We start from the raw sequence: 13728 nt of genomic DNA on the forward strand, positions 1-13728 counted from the left end.
ATTTTGTTATATAAAGTTACAACATTTTTTTTAAGTTAAACACATAATTCCCCGCTGATTAACCTGTGTTTAACACGTATTGCCAATTGGCGTTAAATACCTTACAGCGGGAGTTAAAATGCTGTGGGATATATAAAATAGCTATGGTTTTAATATCTTTGTTAAAATTTTACAGCTGCGTGAGCACCATCAACAAACTAAAGATACTCAACGATCCTATATACGGGTTCATTTCCATAACGGACCCGCTCCTGTACGACCTTATACAACACCCGTATTTCCAGAGGCTTAGGCGCATTACACAAATGGGGCTTTCGTACCTGGTATATCCAGGGGCGCACCACACGCGTTTCCATCATGCACTGGGCTGCATGCACATTATGCAGCGCACGGTCTCGGTACTGCGCTTTAAAGGCGTAGACATAAGCGCCGAGGAAGAAAATGCCCTGTGCATCGCCATACTGCTGCACGACATTGGCCACGGGCCTTTCAGTCATGCCATGGAGCACAGCATCGTAGAAGGCGTAAGCCATGAGGATATTTCGCTGATATTTATGGACAGCCTTAACGAAACCTTTAACGGTAAGCTGAGCCTTGCCATACAGATTTTCAGGGGTGAGTACCACCGTAAGTTCATGTTGCAGCTTATATCGAGCCAGCTGGATATGGACCGTATGGACTACCTGAAGCGCGACAGTTTTTACAGCGGTGTGGCCGAGGGTAACATAAACAGCGAACGCCTTATACAAATGTTCAACGTAGAGGACGATAAGCTGGTAATAGAGGAGAAGGGCATATACAGCGTGGAGAAATTCATTGTAGCACGCCGCCTTATGTACTGGCAGGCCTACCTGCACAAAACCAGTGTGGCTGCCGAACTGATACTGACCAAGATACTGAAGCGCGCCCGCCAGCTGTTGCACGAAGGTGTAGAGATACACGCCAGCGAGCCGCTGATGTTCTTTATGAAGCATACTATTAACAAGGAGGATTTTACCCCCGATGTGCTGAAGAAGTTCTCATACCTGGATGATTTTGATATTATAGGTGCGATAAAAGGTTGGCAGTTCCACGATGATTTTGTGCTGAGGGAGTTGAGCAAAATGATCATCAACCGCGACCTGCCGAAGATACGTTTGCAATCGGACAAGGCGAGCAGGGAGGAAGTGGCAGAGTTGCGCAAAAGGGTTTCGGCTAAGCTGGGAATCCCGGAAAAGGATGCAAAATATTTCGTTTTTGAAGGAAAAGTGAAAAACCAGGCCTATAATAAGGAGGGTGAACCGATACACATACTACACAAAGACCGCACCGTAGAAGACGTTATAGAGGCTAGTGACCAGCTGAACCTTAAAGCGTTATCAAGGCCGGTAACCAAGTACTATGTGTGTTATCCAAAACATCTTTTGGAAGAAGCGGCGATTTAATTTAATTTTTTATTTTTGTCGGGATGAAATTTACAGCAGAACAAATAGCAGGCGTACTGGAAGGCGATGTAGTGGGAAACCCGCAAGCCGAGGTACATACCCTTACTAAAATTGAAGAAGGTACTGAAGGCGGCATTACATTTTTGGCCAACCCGAAGTACACTCCTTATATATATACCACCCAGGCTTCGATAACTATTGTAAACCGTACTTTTGAGCCCGATGCGCCCATCACTACCACACTTATTAAGGTAGACGATGCCTACAAGGCGTTCTCTAAGCTGCTGGAATACTACAACCAGGTAAAGCTGATGAAGAGTGGCATAGAGCAGCCTTCATTTGTATCAGAAGGTGTTACCTACGGCGACCACCTGTACCTGGGCGCGTTTTGCTACATTGGCAAAAATGTGAAGATAGGAAACAACGTAAAAATTTACCCCAATACCTTTGTAGGCGATAACGTAACCATAGGCGATAACAGTATACTGTTTGCCGGCGTACGCGTATACAGCGAAACGGTTATTGGCAGCGGGTGTACTATACACTCGGGTTCTATTATAGGGTCTGACGGTTTTGGATATACGCCAAATGAAGAAGGCGAGTACAGCAAGGTGCCGCAGATAGGAAACGTTATCCTTGAAGATAATGTAGACGTAGGCGCCTGTACCACTATAGACCGTGCTACCCTGGGCAGTACAGTAATCAAAAAAGGAGTGAAGCTGGACAACCAGATACAGATAGCCCACAATGTGGTTATAGGTGAAAATACCGTTATAGCTTCGCAAACCGGTGTTGCAGGTTCTACCAAAATTGGTAAAAACTGTATCATAGGCGGGCAGGTAGGCATAGTAGGCCACCTTACCATAGGCAATAACGTACGCATACAGGCACAGAGCGGCGTAGGCCGTAACATCCCTGACGGGGAAGCCATACAGGGCAGCCCGGCCATGGGGTATACCGATTTTAATAAGTCGTATGTACATTTCCGCAACCTGCCGAAAATCGTTGCCGAAATAGACAACCTGAAAAAAGTGAACAAAGAATAAACGAATAAAACACAAATACTAATGGTGAAACAAACCACAATCAAAAGTGAGATCTCATTAAAGGGTGTGGGCCTTCACACAGGCAAGGAAGTTACAATGACTTTTAAACCTGCACCTGTAAACAACGGTTATACTTTTGTTCGGGTAGACCTGGAAGGCCAGCCGGTTATTGAAGCGGATGCCAATTATGTAGTAAATACCCAGCGCGGTACAAACCTTGAAAAGAAAGGTGTTAAGATTCAAACGTCTGAACACGTACTTGCTGCTTTTGTGGGTTGTGACGTAGACAACGTAATCATAGAGCTCGATGCCAGCGAACCTCCTATTATGGATGGGTCTTCTAAGTTTTTTGTGGAAGCCATAGAAAAAGTAGGTGTAGAGGAGCAGGATGCCGAGCGTAAAGTATATGTGGTAAAAGAAGTTATTTCGTATACCGATGAAAATACAGGCAGCGAAATCATCGTTATGCCTGCCGATGAATACCAAGTAACTACCATGGTAGACTTTGGTACCAAAGTATTGGGCACCCAAAACGCCACCCTGAAAACCATGGCCGATTTTAAAGCCGAAATTTCAGATGCGCGTACCTTCAGTTTCCTGCACGAGCTGGAAACCCTGCTGGAGCACGGCCTTATAAAAGGTGGCGACCTTAACAATGCCATCGTATATGTAGATAAGGAAATTTCCCCTGAAACCATGGAGCGCCTTAAGGCAGCCTTTGGTAAGGAGAGCATCACAGTAAAGCCAAACGGCATACTGGATAACCTTACGCTGCATTACCCTAACGAGGCGGCACGCCACAAACTGCTTGACGTTATAGGCGACCTTGCCCTTATAGGCACACGCATTAAAGGTAAGGTGATAGCCAACAAGCCCGGACACTTTGTGAATACGCAATTTGCCAAGAAACTTTCGAAGATTATAAAGATAGAGCAGCGCAACTTTGTTCCTACTTACGACCTGAACAAAGAGCCGCTTATGGACATCCATAAAATAATGAGCATGCTGCCGCACAGGCCGCCATTCCTATTGGTAGATAAAATCATAGAAATGAGCGATACCCATGTGGTAGGCCAGAAGAACGTAACCATGAACGAGAACTTCTTCGTGGGGCACTTCCCGGGTGCGCCGGTTATGCCGGGCGTGCTTATTGTAGAGGCTATGGCACAAACCGGCGGTATACTGATACTGAGCACCGTTCCGGATCCTGAAAACTACCTTACGTACTTTATGAAGATAGACAACGTAAAGTTCAAGCATAAGGTACTTCCGGGCGATACGCTTGTATTTAAGTGTGACCTGCTTTCGCCGATACGCCGCGGTATTTGCCACATGCAGGCCAATGCCTACGCAAACGGCAAGCTGGTAGCAGAAGCCGAACTTATGGCCCAAATAGCTAAATCATCAAACTAAACGAACAATAAGGTATGAATCAACCCTTAGCATACGTACACCCGGGGGCTAAAATAGCCAAAAACGTGGTGATAGAACCGTTTACCACCATCCATAACAATGTGGTTATAGGCGAAGGAACCTGGATAGGATCTAACGTTACCATTATGGAAGGTGCCCGCATTGGCAAAAACTGTAACATATTTCCGGGCGCGGTAATCTCTGCACCGCCACAGGACCTTAAATACCAGGGTGAAGAAACCACTGCCGAAATAGGCGACAACACCACGATCCGCGAATGTGTTACCATAAACCGTGGTACATCAGACAGGATGAAGACCGTTATAGGTAACAACTGCCTGGTAATGGCATACTCGCACATAGCACACGACTGTATGGTGGGCAACTACTGTATTTTCAGTAACAATACTAACCTTGCAGGCCACATCACCGTAGGCGACTACGTGGTACTTGCAGGTATGGTGGCGGTACACCAGTTCTCTACCATAGGTAACCACGCGTTTGTAACCGGTGGTTCGCTTGTGCGTAAAGACGTTCCGCCTTATGTAAAAGCAGCGCGTGAGCCGCTTTCGTATGTGGGTATCAACTCGGTTGGCCTAAGGAGAAGGGGATTCTCTCCGGAGAAAATCACCGAGATACAAAACATTTACCGTATCCTGTACCAAAAGAACTACAACACCACCCAGGCCATAGAAATAGTGGAAGCCGAAATGGAGGCTACCCCTGAACGTGATGAAATTATCATGGCAGTACGCAATTCATCGCGCGGTATTATGAAAGGCTATACCGGCGGGCTGTAAGCAACGGTATGCTATATACAACAAAGAAAAATTAGACACTTAAATAAACAATAAAAATGGCAAGTACATCAGATATACGTAACGGTCTGTGCATAAAATTTAACCACGATATTTACAAAATCATCGAATTCCTTCACGTAAAGCCGGGTAAAGGCCCAGCTTTCGTACGTACAAAACTAAAAAGCCTTACTTCAGGTAAAGTACTTGACAATACTTTTTCGGCAGGCCATAAAATTGACGATGTAAGGGTAGAAACGCACAAGTTCCAGTTCCTTTATGCAGAGGGTGATATGTTCCACTTTATGAATGCTGAAAGCTACGAGCAGATAACCCTGCAAAAAGATATCCTTGATGCTCCGGACCTGCTTAAGGAAGGTGAAAACGTAATGGTTATCATCAATGCTGAAACTGAAGCGCCGCTTTCTGTAGATATGCCTGCTTCTGTTATCCTTGAAGTTACTTACGCTGAGCCGGGTGTTAAAGGCAACACTGCCACTAACGCTACAAAGCCTGCTAAAGTGGAAACAGGTGCTAACGTAAACGTACCGTTATTTATTAACGAAGGCGACAAAATTAAAATCGATACCGCTACAGGCCAATACCTTGAGCGCGTAAAAGAATAACCAATTGGTTATTCATCAATATAAAAATGTAACAATTCTTAGGCTACTATTTTTTAAAGCTTTTGAATTGTTACATTTTTATATTAAATAATTTTTGAAATTATTGAGGGACTATTTTTTGTAAATTTGGGTAAAATTAATGCCATGGAAGTTGTAATAAAATTAGATCCTCGCAAAAAAGAAGCCCAGGCATTGCTTGAGTATCTTGAAAAATTGCCGTTTGTAAAAACAGCAATAATGAAAAAGGCCAGTGCAAAAGATATTATGGATTTGTCTAAAGAGGTAAACAAAAGTTTAAACCAGCGTTTAGACAGAGAATACAACAAATGATTGTAATTACTGACAGTAACATCATATTCAGCTATCTTATAACACCTGGTGGCTCTGTATCTGAAATACTGAAAAGTAAAAGCCATATCCAGCTTTTGGCACCCCAATATCTTATAGAAGAGGTTGAAAAGCATATTGATAAAATAATGATGCTTTCTTCGCTTACTAAACAGGAAATTAAGGAAGAATTTGCGTTTTTAAAGGAACGTATAAAGATTTATGACATAAGAATAATTCCTAAAAAGGATATAGAAAGTGCTGCAGAAATCCTTAGGGATATAGATATTGATGATAAATATTTTGTTGCATTGCACTTACATACCGGGCATAAATTATGGACGGGGGATAAGTGCTTATCAAAGGCCTTAAAGCTAAGGGACATGATATATGTATAACAACTTCCGAACTTAAAAAAAGCCTTTATAAAAAATAAAGAAAAGTAAATGAAATTTCCAAGCATACAGGCATTAAAGGATATCGCTGCGATTATAGGCAGTGAATATGTGGGTGATGATAATTTCCCGGTTCACGGGATGAACGAAATCCACGTAGTGGAGCCCGGCGATATAGTGTTTGTAGACCACCCGAAATATTATGACAAGGCGTTGCAGTCTGCCGCTACCATTGTTTTAATCAACAAAAAAGTAGATTGCCCTGAAGGGAAAGCGCTGCTTATTTCAGACGACCCGTTCAGGGACTTTAATAAGATAAGCACCCACTTCAGGCCATTCCAACCGGCTACTGCTATCGTAGCCCCTACGGCTGTAATAGGCGAGGGGACGGTAATACAGCCGAATACCTTTGTGGGTAATAATGTAACCATTGGTAAAAATTGCCTCATACACAGTAATGTTGCCATTTATGACAATACTGTTATTGGTGATAATGTAATTATCCACGCGGGTACGGTACTTGGCGGCGATGCTTTTTACTACAAAAAACGCCCCGAAGGTTTTGACCAGCTGCTGTCGTGCGGACGCGTTGTTATAGAAGACAACGTGGGCATAGGCGCACTTTGTACTATAGACAAGGGCGTTACCGGAGATACTACCATAGGTGCCGGTACCAAGATAGACAACCAGGTACACATAGGCCACGATACGGTTATCGGCAAAAAATGCCTGATAGCATCACAAACCGGCATTGCCGGTTGTGTAGTGGTAGAAGACGAGGTTACCATGTGGGGCCAGGTAGGGGTTACCAGCGCCATAACCATAGGTACTAAGGCCGTAATACTGGCACAGACCGGTGTAGCCAAATCGCTTGAAGGTGGTAAGGTTTACTTCGGTTCTCCGGCAGAAGAGTCTCGTGAAAAGCTGAAACAAATGGCCCACGTGAAGCGCATCCCTGAAATCCTTGAGAAGCTGAAATAAATTCTTTAGCCCTCCTTTATACATGGATATTAAACAGTTTATAGTAGATTATTACCATGCCCTCCTTACCCCGGAGAAGGTGAAGGATTTTTTGCACCCGAATGCTTTGGTACAGTGGCACAGCCCGCGCGGCTACCTGGAACTGGATTATAAGGAGCTGATACGTTTTTCTGAATTTACGGGTAAACAATACAGTACGCTGAGGCTTAAAGTAACCCATGTACTTGCCGAGGGTGAAAACAAGGTATCGGTTCGCTATATAAATTATATTACTACGCCCGATAACCCGCTTGAAGAAAAAGAGCTGTCACTGAGCATGTCCATATGGGAACTGCTGGACGGCAAGCTATACCGTGGTTATGTAATGACACAGCAGTTAAGCTAAATGATTACAAATCAAATAAAGGACAAAATACTAACACAGGTAAACCTATTAAGGTTCACCTGTTTTTTTTGGATAACAGGTAAAGTATTTACTTATGAATCCTGGCTGGGCGGGCGCGATTTGCCTACCGTAAGTTTTATAGAAGCTTTAGACGGTTTGCCTCCGCAATTGCATTTGCTGTTATATGTACTGTCATTAGCATTATTAACAACAATACTCATAAGGCCTGTAAGATGGCTTATTGTAGCATTTATGTTTGTTGAAGTGTTTTCGGTAATGCTCGATGCCCTCAGGTTACAGGCGTGGGAGTATATGTACTTATTTTTCTTTGGGTATTTTGCCGTATATTTTAGTAAGCCCGTTTATTTCAGGCAGGTAGTTGTGTACATACTGGCATCGACCTATTTTTTTAGCGGACTCCATAAATTTAACGGCGCTTTTCTCCATTATATATGGGATTCGTTTTTTTTAAGGAAGGTCTTTTTTTATGATTCACAAATTACCCCTATACTACACTACGCAGGGCTTACCATGAGCATTGTAGAAGCAGCTGCGGGCCTTTTATTGGTATTTTTAAAAGATAAAAAAACTGCGGTATTCATTTTAGTACCCATGCACCTGTTCATTTTATTTTTTAAAATAGTATTAGAACACCAGCCTTTTAATTCTATAGTCCCTTGGAATATTATAACGATTATCTACCTGCTGTATCTTACAACAAATAAACCTGTAAGTGTACAACGTGCAAATTACGGGCAGGTGTTGCCACTTCATACAAAAGCGATTATCGGGATATTTTGGTTCGTATTGCCGCTTTGCAGTTTTGTGCATTTTTGGCCCCTCGAACTCTCTTCGGGCATGTATACGGGAAAGAACCACAAAGTATATGTTTGCGTGAAAGACACCGAAAAGATGCGGCCTTTCAGGAAAGCATATATGCACAATGTTAAGAATACTATTTGCGAGGGAGGAAATATTTTTAGCCTCTCCAGGTATACCCACCTCCAGTCTACACAGGGGCCGCTTAATGCGGTGTGGTATTATAAGCGGCTTTGCTACAGGCTAAGGGAGCAATATCCGGACAGTAACGTAAGAATGTTTTATAAAGGTTACCCTAATAAGAAGATAACAGAGATTGAATGATTTTAAGAGTAAAATTCACATATAAATCATAAAAAAACGTGCGTATATATTAGTTAAATACGCTATTTTTGTATCGCAAAACAAAATAGAAAAACAATAAACAATATATCATGAGTGTTCTAGTTAACAAAGATTCTAAAATAATTGTACAGGGCTTTACCGGAAGCGAGGGTACATTCCACGCTACACAGATGATTGAGTATGGTACTAACGTAGTAGGCGGTGTTACACCGGGTAAAGGCGGTTCTACCCACCTGGATAAGCCGGTATTTAATACTGTGAAAGATGCAGTAGACATTGCAGGTGCCGATACTACTATCATTTTTGTTCCGCCGGCATTTGCTGCTGATGCAATTATGGAAGCTGCCGAAGCAGGTATTAAAGTAATCATAGCTATTACTGAAGGTATCCCTGTAGCAGACATGATTAAAGCTTATGATTATATTAAAGGTAAAGATTGCCGCCTAATAGGCCCTAACTGCCCTGGTGTTATTACTCCGGGTGAGGCTAAGGTAGGTATCATGCCGGGCTTTGTATTCAAGAAAGGTAAAGTAGGTATCGTATCTAAATCAGGTACCCTTACGTACGAAGCTGCAGACCAGGTTGTAAAACAAGGCCTTGGTATTACTACAGCTATCGGTATCGGTGGTGACCCAATCATTGGTACTACTACTAAAGAGGCTGTGGAGCTTCTTATGAACGACCCTGAAACTGAAGCCATCATTATGATAGGTGAAATCGGTGGCCAGCTTGAAGCTGACGCTGCTAAATGGGTTAAAGCTGATGGTAACCGCAAGCCAGTTATCGGTTTCATAGCCGGTGAAACTGCCCCTAAAGGCCGTACCATGGGCCATGCAGGTGCTATTGTAGGTGGTGCTGATGATACAGCTGAAGCCAAAAAACGCATTATGAGGGAAAACGGTATACACGTTGTTGACTCTCCAGCCGAAATCGGTAAAAAAGTTAAAGAAGTATTAGGTTAATTTTTAACCTTACACCATATAGAAGCCGGGATTAACAGTCCCGGTTTTTTTGTTTCAAATCGCCTTTACAAAGTTAAGAGGCTTTATCTTAAAAAGTACTGAGGGCATTTGCTCAGTGAAATATATTAATAATTCCGACGGGCAAAGCTTTCAATAACTATAACTTGTTAACCGTATATTTGACCTTCCTGATTTTTAATAACGATGCTGCATTTTTCAATAATGACGACGCCTACAATGCTAGTAAAGCTTTTAAAGTCGTTACCAAGATTTCCTGCTGATAATTAACAAATTGACTGCTATAGGGAACCCGGATATGATTGTTAAAAAGTTGCGGGATCTGTTAGGTATATTTATTTCAAGGTTTTTTGTATGTCATTCTTAAAGTTAAATATGGGAAAGGCATCACCATGATTGGTAAGTGCAATGATTGTGTTGCCGTTCTTTAAATCCCTCCAAAAAAGCGCTCTAAAGCCGGCCAGTCCACCTGTATGTTGGGTGACCATGCCTCCATCAGCTTTTTCAACGAACCAACCTGCTCCATATTCCGAAGGGCTTCCATCTTGCAATACCGGTGTTTGATATAGCCGCCTCGTACTTTCTTCCGATAAAAGTAAATATGTTCTTAATGCTTTGTCCAGTTTGTAAAGGTCTTCCGCTGTGGAATAGATTCCGCCATCGCCGGTTGTCAGTATGGAATAATCATCTACTTGCTTATGGCTGTTATACCCGATAGCCTTTTCAGGTATAAATGTATTTGACTCATACACCGTCGTATGATGCATCTGTAGTGGATCGAAAATATTGTTTTTTAAAAATTCCCCGTAGGTCATTTTGGAGACTTTTTCGATAATCAATGACAAAACGATATAACCGGAATTGCTGTATTGGAATTTTGTTCCGGGTTTAAATGCCAACCCATCCTGACCATGAAGCCAATGAACGACATCGTTATTGGTCAGACCTTTCTTTTTGAGTTTATTTTCGTAATCCCTTATTCCAGAAGTATGATTTAGCAATTCCCTTATTGTAATATTCCGGGCGTAAGCCGGAAGGTTCTCAACAAATTTCATGGCCTTATCATCCAATGAAAGCAATCCTTTTTCTACCATAAGCGAAACCGCAATGGCTGTTATAGATTTACTCAATGAAGCAATATAAAAGGGTGTCTCTTTATTAAGTACGGCTTTTGTCTTCAGATCCTGGTAGCCTAGCACGGTATCGACCACAACGCTGTCATGCCGGGTGATCAATATGCTTCCGTTGAATTTTCCACGTTGATAATAATCATCGACTACTTCAATAGGCGTTTGACCAGTAGTTTGACATCCTGACACTAATAATGATATTAAGAAGAATATAAGGTTGATCGATTTCATATTTGTTCTGCAAATAAATAAAATGGCAAAGCTGTTCATGGACTGAACATGGTCTTTTGAAAGTGATTGCTTATTTTCTTGACCATGCACGAGTAAGAGATCGATATCGGACAGCATGGTTAACAATCATTCTCGACCGATATTTTTTTAATATATCAGGAGCTAAGTTAGATGCTTTTTTAAAAACAAAGAACAATTTTGAGAGCAATATCAACTGACCATCTTGAAAAAGATCGTCTTATTGTTTTCAAGTATCAAATCTTGTACAGATTATGGATAACCAAGGTCTTGCCTGTAGCTGGCTGACAGATATTAACGATGTCGATAATTTAGGTAGCGACCTTTTCGCCTGTAAAGTGCATACAACGCGCCTATACTTATTATAGTGATACCAACACACTTCAAATGGTATCGAATGGTTCAGGGAGTACCCAAGGATTTAAGAACCCAAGGGTTACTGGGAACTTGGAATACACCTACGACCCAATGGCAACCCTGACGGAAAATGCTAAGAGAAGTGCATTAGTCTCTGATATAATGCAATATCTTTTCAGGCAAATTTTCTAACATAAGTTAGTTTTAGCCGAGCTAATAAAAAACGGGCTACATCAATAACATATGCCACCCGTTGCCTTAAGATGTGTTATTATAAAAATTATGAATTGCCGTAAAGGTTGCTTTCGCCGCCGTCTATGGCTATGGTTTGCCCGTTTACATAAGCACAGTCATCGCTAAGTAAGAAGGCTACCAGCTTGCCAACTTCTTCCGGCTGGCCCAGCCTGCGGGTAGGGTTACGTTGTGCGTATTCGGTTTCAGCAGCTTTAGGGTCAGATGGGTTAACCTGTTTAAAGGCTTCAGCAACCATAGGGGTAAGGATTGCACCGGGAGCTATGGCATTGGTATATATACCATCTTTGCCATACTCTATAGCGGCATTTTTGGTCATGCCCGATACGGCGTGCTTGGTAGCCACATAAGCCGTTTGGTTTACCACACCGCGTATACCACCTACCGATGCTACATTTACAATGCGGCCGCCACCATTCTTTTGCATTACGGGAATTACATAACGCATGCCGTAGTATACGCCAAGCAGGTTGATGTCTATTACTTTTTTAAACACTTCAATATCGTATTCTACAAGCGGTGCCTGTTTGCCTTCTATACCGGCATTGTTGTAAAATCCGTCGATTGTGCCAAATTCGGCAACGGTTTTGTCTACGTAGTTTTTCACGGCTTGTTCGTCGGCTACGTTGGCTACAACTGTTAGTACTTTAGCATTTGGCTGGGCCGATGTTATTTCTGATTTTGCCTTATTAAGGGCTTCTTCGTTATAATCTACAAGGGTAAGGTTAGCGCCTTTTCCGGCCAGTACTTTGGCAGCTGCCAGGCCAAGACCCATGCCTGCACCGGTAACAATTATGGTTTTTCCGTTAAATGAACTCATGATTTATTGTAATTTGTTTGTCCTATAAAATTACAAACCAACGGCGCATTTCACGGTTAAGGGAGTGTTAATTGTTTCTTTTTAAAGCAATGAATTAATGCAGTGTTTTTAATTCGTCAGCAGTATAAAACTTCATGTTGTTTTTATGTGCGTATTCGCATATTTTTTTCAGCTTGCTTATGGGTGTTTCATAGCTACCGCTTACGGTATTAACAATCTTATGCCCGTAAAATATCACTATTTTATTGTGCTTTTTAGCATATTTCAGCAGGCTTATGAGGTAATCTGTACTGGCGTGGTAACTGTCGTCAATGCCCAGCGCATAGATAACGTTACTGCCTTTGTAATAACAGGTTTGCTTTTCGGGTTTATCGTGCCCGTAGGCAGTAGCCCTAACAATATCAAAGTAGTTGCAAAGCTTTTCATCAGTCTGAGGCGAACGGTCGCCATAGGGGTATGCAAATGTTTTTATGTTGAAACCATCACTTTGCATCAGTTCCAGCATCGGGGTAATCTCAGCATCGATGTAGGCGTCAATACCGTGTTGGGCAATGTATTCGGTTGCCTTAATATGGTTCAGGCCGTGTCCGCCAATTTCATGGCCGTGGCTGTTTAGTGTATGCAGTTTTTCCTTTTGCTGGGGTGTAAGTTCGGCATATTTGGTAACGAAAAAAGTAGCTTTCCAGTTGTATGCAGCCATTACGTTATCAGCCGCATACCATTCGTCTACAAAAACATCGTCAAAGGTAAGTACTATACCGCCCTGGTTACCATCTGTATAATCCTCAGCGGAGTCATCTGTGGTACACGATACAAAAAATACGGCAATACTAATCGTAAGCAAAAACTGCCTGAATGTGTGCATTTGGTTGACTGGTTTCTAAATATAGTAGAGGGATTATAATAAAAGGAGGGAAGCGTTAGTCTTCCAGCATCCGGGCATATTTTGCCTGGCAGGCTTCTATACAGGGATAATAAAGTATAAGCTCGCCGTTAATTATTTCGTAGTTAATAGTATTAAAATCGTCCCCACAATCTACCGAAATAGTTTTGTTAGCTTCAGAGTAGGTACCTTCGCTTGTAGTGCCATAATCCACAATTATAGAGCATAACGATCCGTTGGCTGTAATGGTGTTATCTTCCTCATTAAAAAACAGTGTTTTGGTACTTTGCACCGGCTGGAACGTACCCGAACCATCTCCCGGGTCTATCAGTACTTCGGCAAGTACCCAATAGCCTGTAACGGTATTATTGGTGCTATTGTTATTATCGTCGCTTTCGCATGAAATTGCAAACAGCACTGCCACTGCTAATAAAAGTATCTTTTTCATTGGTTTAAATGTTTGGTTATGTTTATCAGATGCAGTTATTTAACAAGGGTT

General features: G+C 42.2%; 15 protein-coding genes. 11 read left to right on the forward strand and 4 right to left on the reverse strand.

Going from position 1 to position 13728, the window contains the following annotated elements; genetic code table 11:
* Window positions 1-179 precede the first annotated feature (179 nt).
* The 11 genes from ACZIX4_RS04930 (at window position 180) to sucD (ending at window position 9520) form a co-directional block, all read left to right on the forward strand.
* A complete protein-coding gene (locus ACZIX4_RS04930; protein WP_463334492.1) occupies window positions 180-1424 on the forward strand; it encodes an HD domain-containing protein in 1245 nt (414 codons plus the stop codon).
* 23 nt (window positions 1425-1447) lie between these two features.
* Window positions 1448-2470, forward strand: a complete 1023-nt coding sequence (gene lpxD / locus ACZIX4_RS04935; protein WP_463334493.1) for a UDP-3-O-(3-hydroxymyristoyl)glucosamine N-acyltransferase — start codon at window positions 1448-1450, stop codon at window positions 2468-2470.
* Window positions 2471-2491: 21 nt separating this feature from the next.
* Window positions 2492-3883 carry a bifunctional UDP-3-O-[3-hydroxymyristoyl] N-acetylglucosamine deacetylase/3-hydroxyacyl-ACP dehydratase gene (locus tag ACZIX4_RS04940; RefSeq protein ID WP_463334494.1) on the forward strand — a complete coding sequence of 464 codons (1392 nt, stop codon included), beginning with the start codon at window positions 2492-2494 and terminating at the stop codon, window positions 3881-3883.
* Between the two features lie 14 nt (window positions 3884-3897).
* Window positions 3898-4683, forward strand: coding sequence for an acyl-ACP--UDP-N-acetylglucosamine O-acyltransferase (gene lpxA, locus ACZIX4_RS04945; RefSeq protein WP_463334495.1), 786 nt, complete (start codon window positions 3898-3900; stop codon window positions 4681-4683).
* 56 nt (window positions 4684-4739) lie between these two features.
* On the forward strand, window positions 4740-5306 hold the full coding sequence (efp, locus tag ACZIX4_RS04950) for an elongation factor P (protein ID WP_463334496.1): 567 nt from the start codon (window positions 4740-4742) through the stop codon (window positions 5304-5306).
* A gap of 144 nt (window positions 5307-5450) precedes the next feature.
* Complete coding sequence (locus ACZIX4_RS04955; RefSeq protein ID WP_463334497.1) at window positions 5451-5636, forward strand: hypothetical protein; 186 nt, start codon at window positions 5451-5453, stop codon at window positions 5634-5636.
* The gene (locus ACZIX4_RS04960) at window positions 5633-6031 is read left to right on the forward strand and encodes a PIN domain-containing protein (RefSeq protein WP_463334498.1); all 399 of its coding nucleotides are present in this window, start codon (window positions 5633-5635) and stop codon (window positions 6029-6031) included. The genes ACZIX4_RS04955 and ACZIX4_RS04960 overlap by 4 nt, the downstream gene beginning before the upstream one ends.
* A 48-nt stretch (window positions 6032-6079) precedes the next feature.
* A complete protein-coding gene (locus ACZIX4_RS04965) occupies window positions 6080-7009 on the forward strand; it encodes a UDP-3-O-(3-hydroxymyristoyl)glucosamine N-acyltransferase (protein WP_463334499.1) in 930 nt (309 codons plus the stop codon).
* 22 nt (window positions 7010-7031) lie between these two features.
* The gene (locus tag ACZIX4_RS04970) at window positions 7032-7394 is read left to right on the forward strand and encodes a nuclear transport factor 2 family protein (RefSeq protein ID WP_463334500.1); all 363 of its coding nucleotides are present in this window, start codon (window positions 7032-7034) and stop codon (window positions 7392-7394) included.
* The gene (locus ACZIX4_RS04975) at window positions 7395-8537 is read left to right on the forward strand and encodes a hypothetical protein (protein WP_463334501.1); all 1143 of its coding nucleotides are present in this window, start codon (window positions 7395-7397) and stop codon (window positions 8535-8537) included.
* Between the two features lie 110 nt (window positions 8538-8647).
* Entirely contained in the window at window positions 8648-9520 is an 873-nt protein-coding gene (sucD, locus tag ACZIX4_RS04980; RefSeq protein WP_463334502.1) for a succinate--CoA ligase subunit alpha, read from the forward strand.
* A gap of 353 nt (window positions 9521-9873) precedes the next feature.
* Here sucD and ACZIX4_RS04985 read toward each other — a convergent pair whose 3' ends face one another.
* The 4 genes from ACZIX4_RS04985 to ACZIX4_RS05000 form a co-directional block, all read right to left on the reverse strand.
* Entirely contained in the window at window positions 9874-11016 is a 1143-nt protein-coding gene (locus tag ACZIX4_RS04985; RefSeq protein WP_463334503.1) for a serine hydrolase domain-containing protein, read from the reverse strand.
* A 538-nt stretch (window positions 11017-11554) separates the two neighbouring features.
* Window positions 11555-12346, reverse strand: coding sequence for a glucose 1-dehydrogenase (locus ACZIX4_RS04990; protein WP_463334504.1), 792 nt, complete (start codon window positions 12344-12346; stop codon window positions 11555-11557).
* Between the two features lie 94 nt (window positions 12347-12440).
* Window positions 12441-13211: a polysaccharide deacetylase family protein gene (locus ACZIX4_RS04995; RefSeq protein WP_463334505.1), complete on the reverse strand. Its 771-nt coding sequence runs from the start codon at window positions 13209-13211 to the stop codon at window positions 12441-12443.
* A 55-nt stretch (window positions 13212-13266) separates the two neighbouring features.
* Window positions 13267-13677: a hypothetical protein gene (locus tag ACZIX4_RS05000; protein ID WP_463334506.1), complete on the reverse strand. Its 411-nt coding sequence runs from the start codon at window positions 13675-13677 to the stop codon at window positions 13267-13269.
* Window positions 13678-13728: the final 51 nt, after the last annotated feature.

The sequence above is a fragment of the Flavobacterium niveum genome, assembly GCF_055231775.1.

Bases quoted from the DNA above. Each gene is read 5' to 3' on its own strand.
- lpxD (WP_463334493.1), top strand. From the start codon at position 1,448: ATGAAATTTACAGCAGAACAAATAGCAGGCGTACTGGAAGGCGATGTA.
- ACZIX4_RS04940 (WP_463334494.1), top strand. From the start codon at position 2,492: ATGGTGAAACAAACCACAATCAAAAGTGAGATCTCATTAAAGGGTGTG.
- lpxA (WP_463334495.1), top strand. From the start codon at position 3,898: ATGAATCAACCCTTAGCATACGTACACCCGGGGGCTAAAATAGCCAAA.
- efp (WP_463334496.1), top strand. From the start codon at position 4,740: ATGGCAAGTACATCAGATATACGTAACGGTCTGTGCATAAAATTTAAC.
- ACZIX4_RS04955 (WP_463334497.1), top strand. From the start codon at position 5,451: ATGGAAGTTGTAATAAAATTAGATCCTCGCAAAAAAGAAGCCCAGGCA.
- ACZIX4_RS04960 (WP_463334498.1), top strand. From the start codon at position 5,633: ATGATTGTAATTACTGACAGTAACATCATATTCAGCTATCTTATAACA.
- ACZIX4_RS04965 (WP_463334499.1), top strand. From the start codon at position 6,080: ATGAAATTTCCAAGCATACAGGCATTAAAGGATATCGCTGCGATTATA.
- ACZIX4_RS04970 (WP_463334500.1), top strand. From the start codon at position 7,032: ATGGATATTAAACAGTTTATAGTAGATTATTACCATGCCCTCCTTACC.
- ACZIX4_RS04975 (WP_463334501.1), top strand. From the start codon at position 7,395: ATGATTACAAATCAAATAAAGGACAAAATACTAACACAGGTAAACCTA.
- sucD (WP_463334502.1), top strand. From the start codon at position 8,648: ATGAGTGTTCTAGTTAACAAAGATTCTAAAATAATTGTACAGGGCTTT.
- ACZIX4_RS04985 (WP_463334503.1), bottom strand. From the start codon at position 11,016: ATGCTGTCCGATATCGATCTCTTACTCGTGCATGGTCAAGAAAATAAG.
- ACZIX4_RS04990 (WP_463334504.1), bottom strand. From the start codon at position 12,346: ATGAGTTCATTTAACGGAAAAACCATAATTGTTACCGGTGCAGGCATG.
- ACZIX4_RS04995 (WP_463334505.1), bottom strand. From the start codon at position 13,211: ATGCACACATTCAGGCAGTTTTTGCTTACGATTAGTATTGCCGTATTT.
- ACZIX4_RS05000 (WP_463334506.1), bottom strand. From the start codon at position 13,677: ATGAAAAAGATACTTTTATTAGCAGTGGCAGTGCTGTTTGCAATTTCA.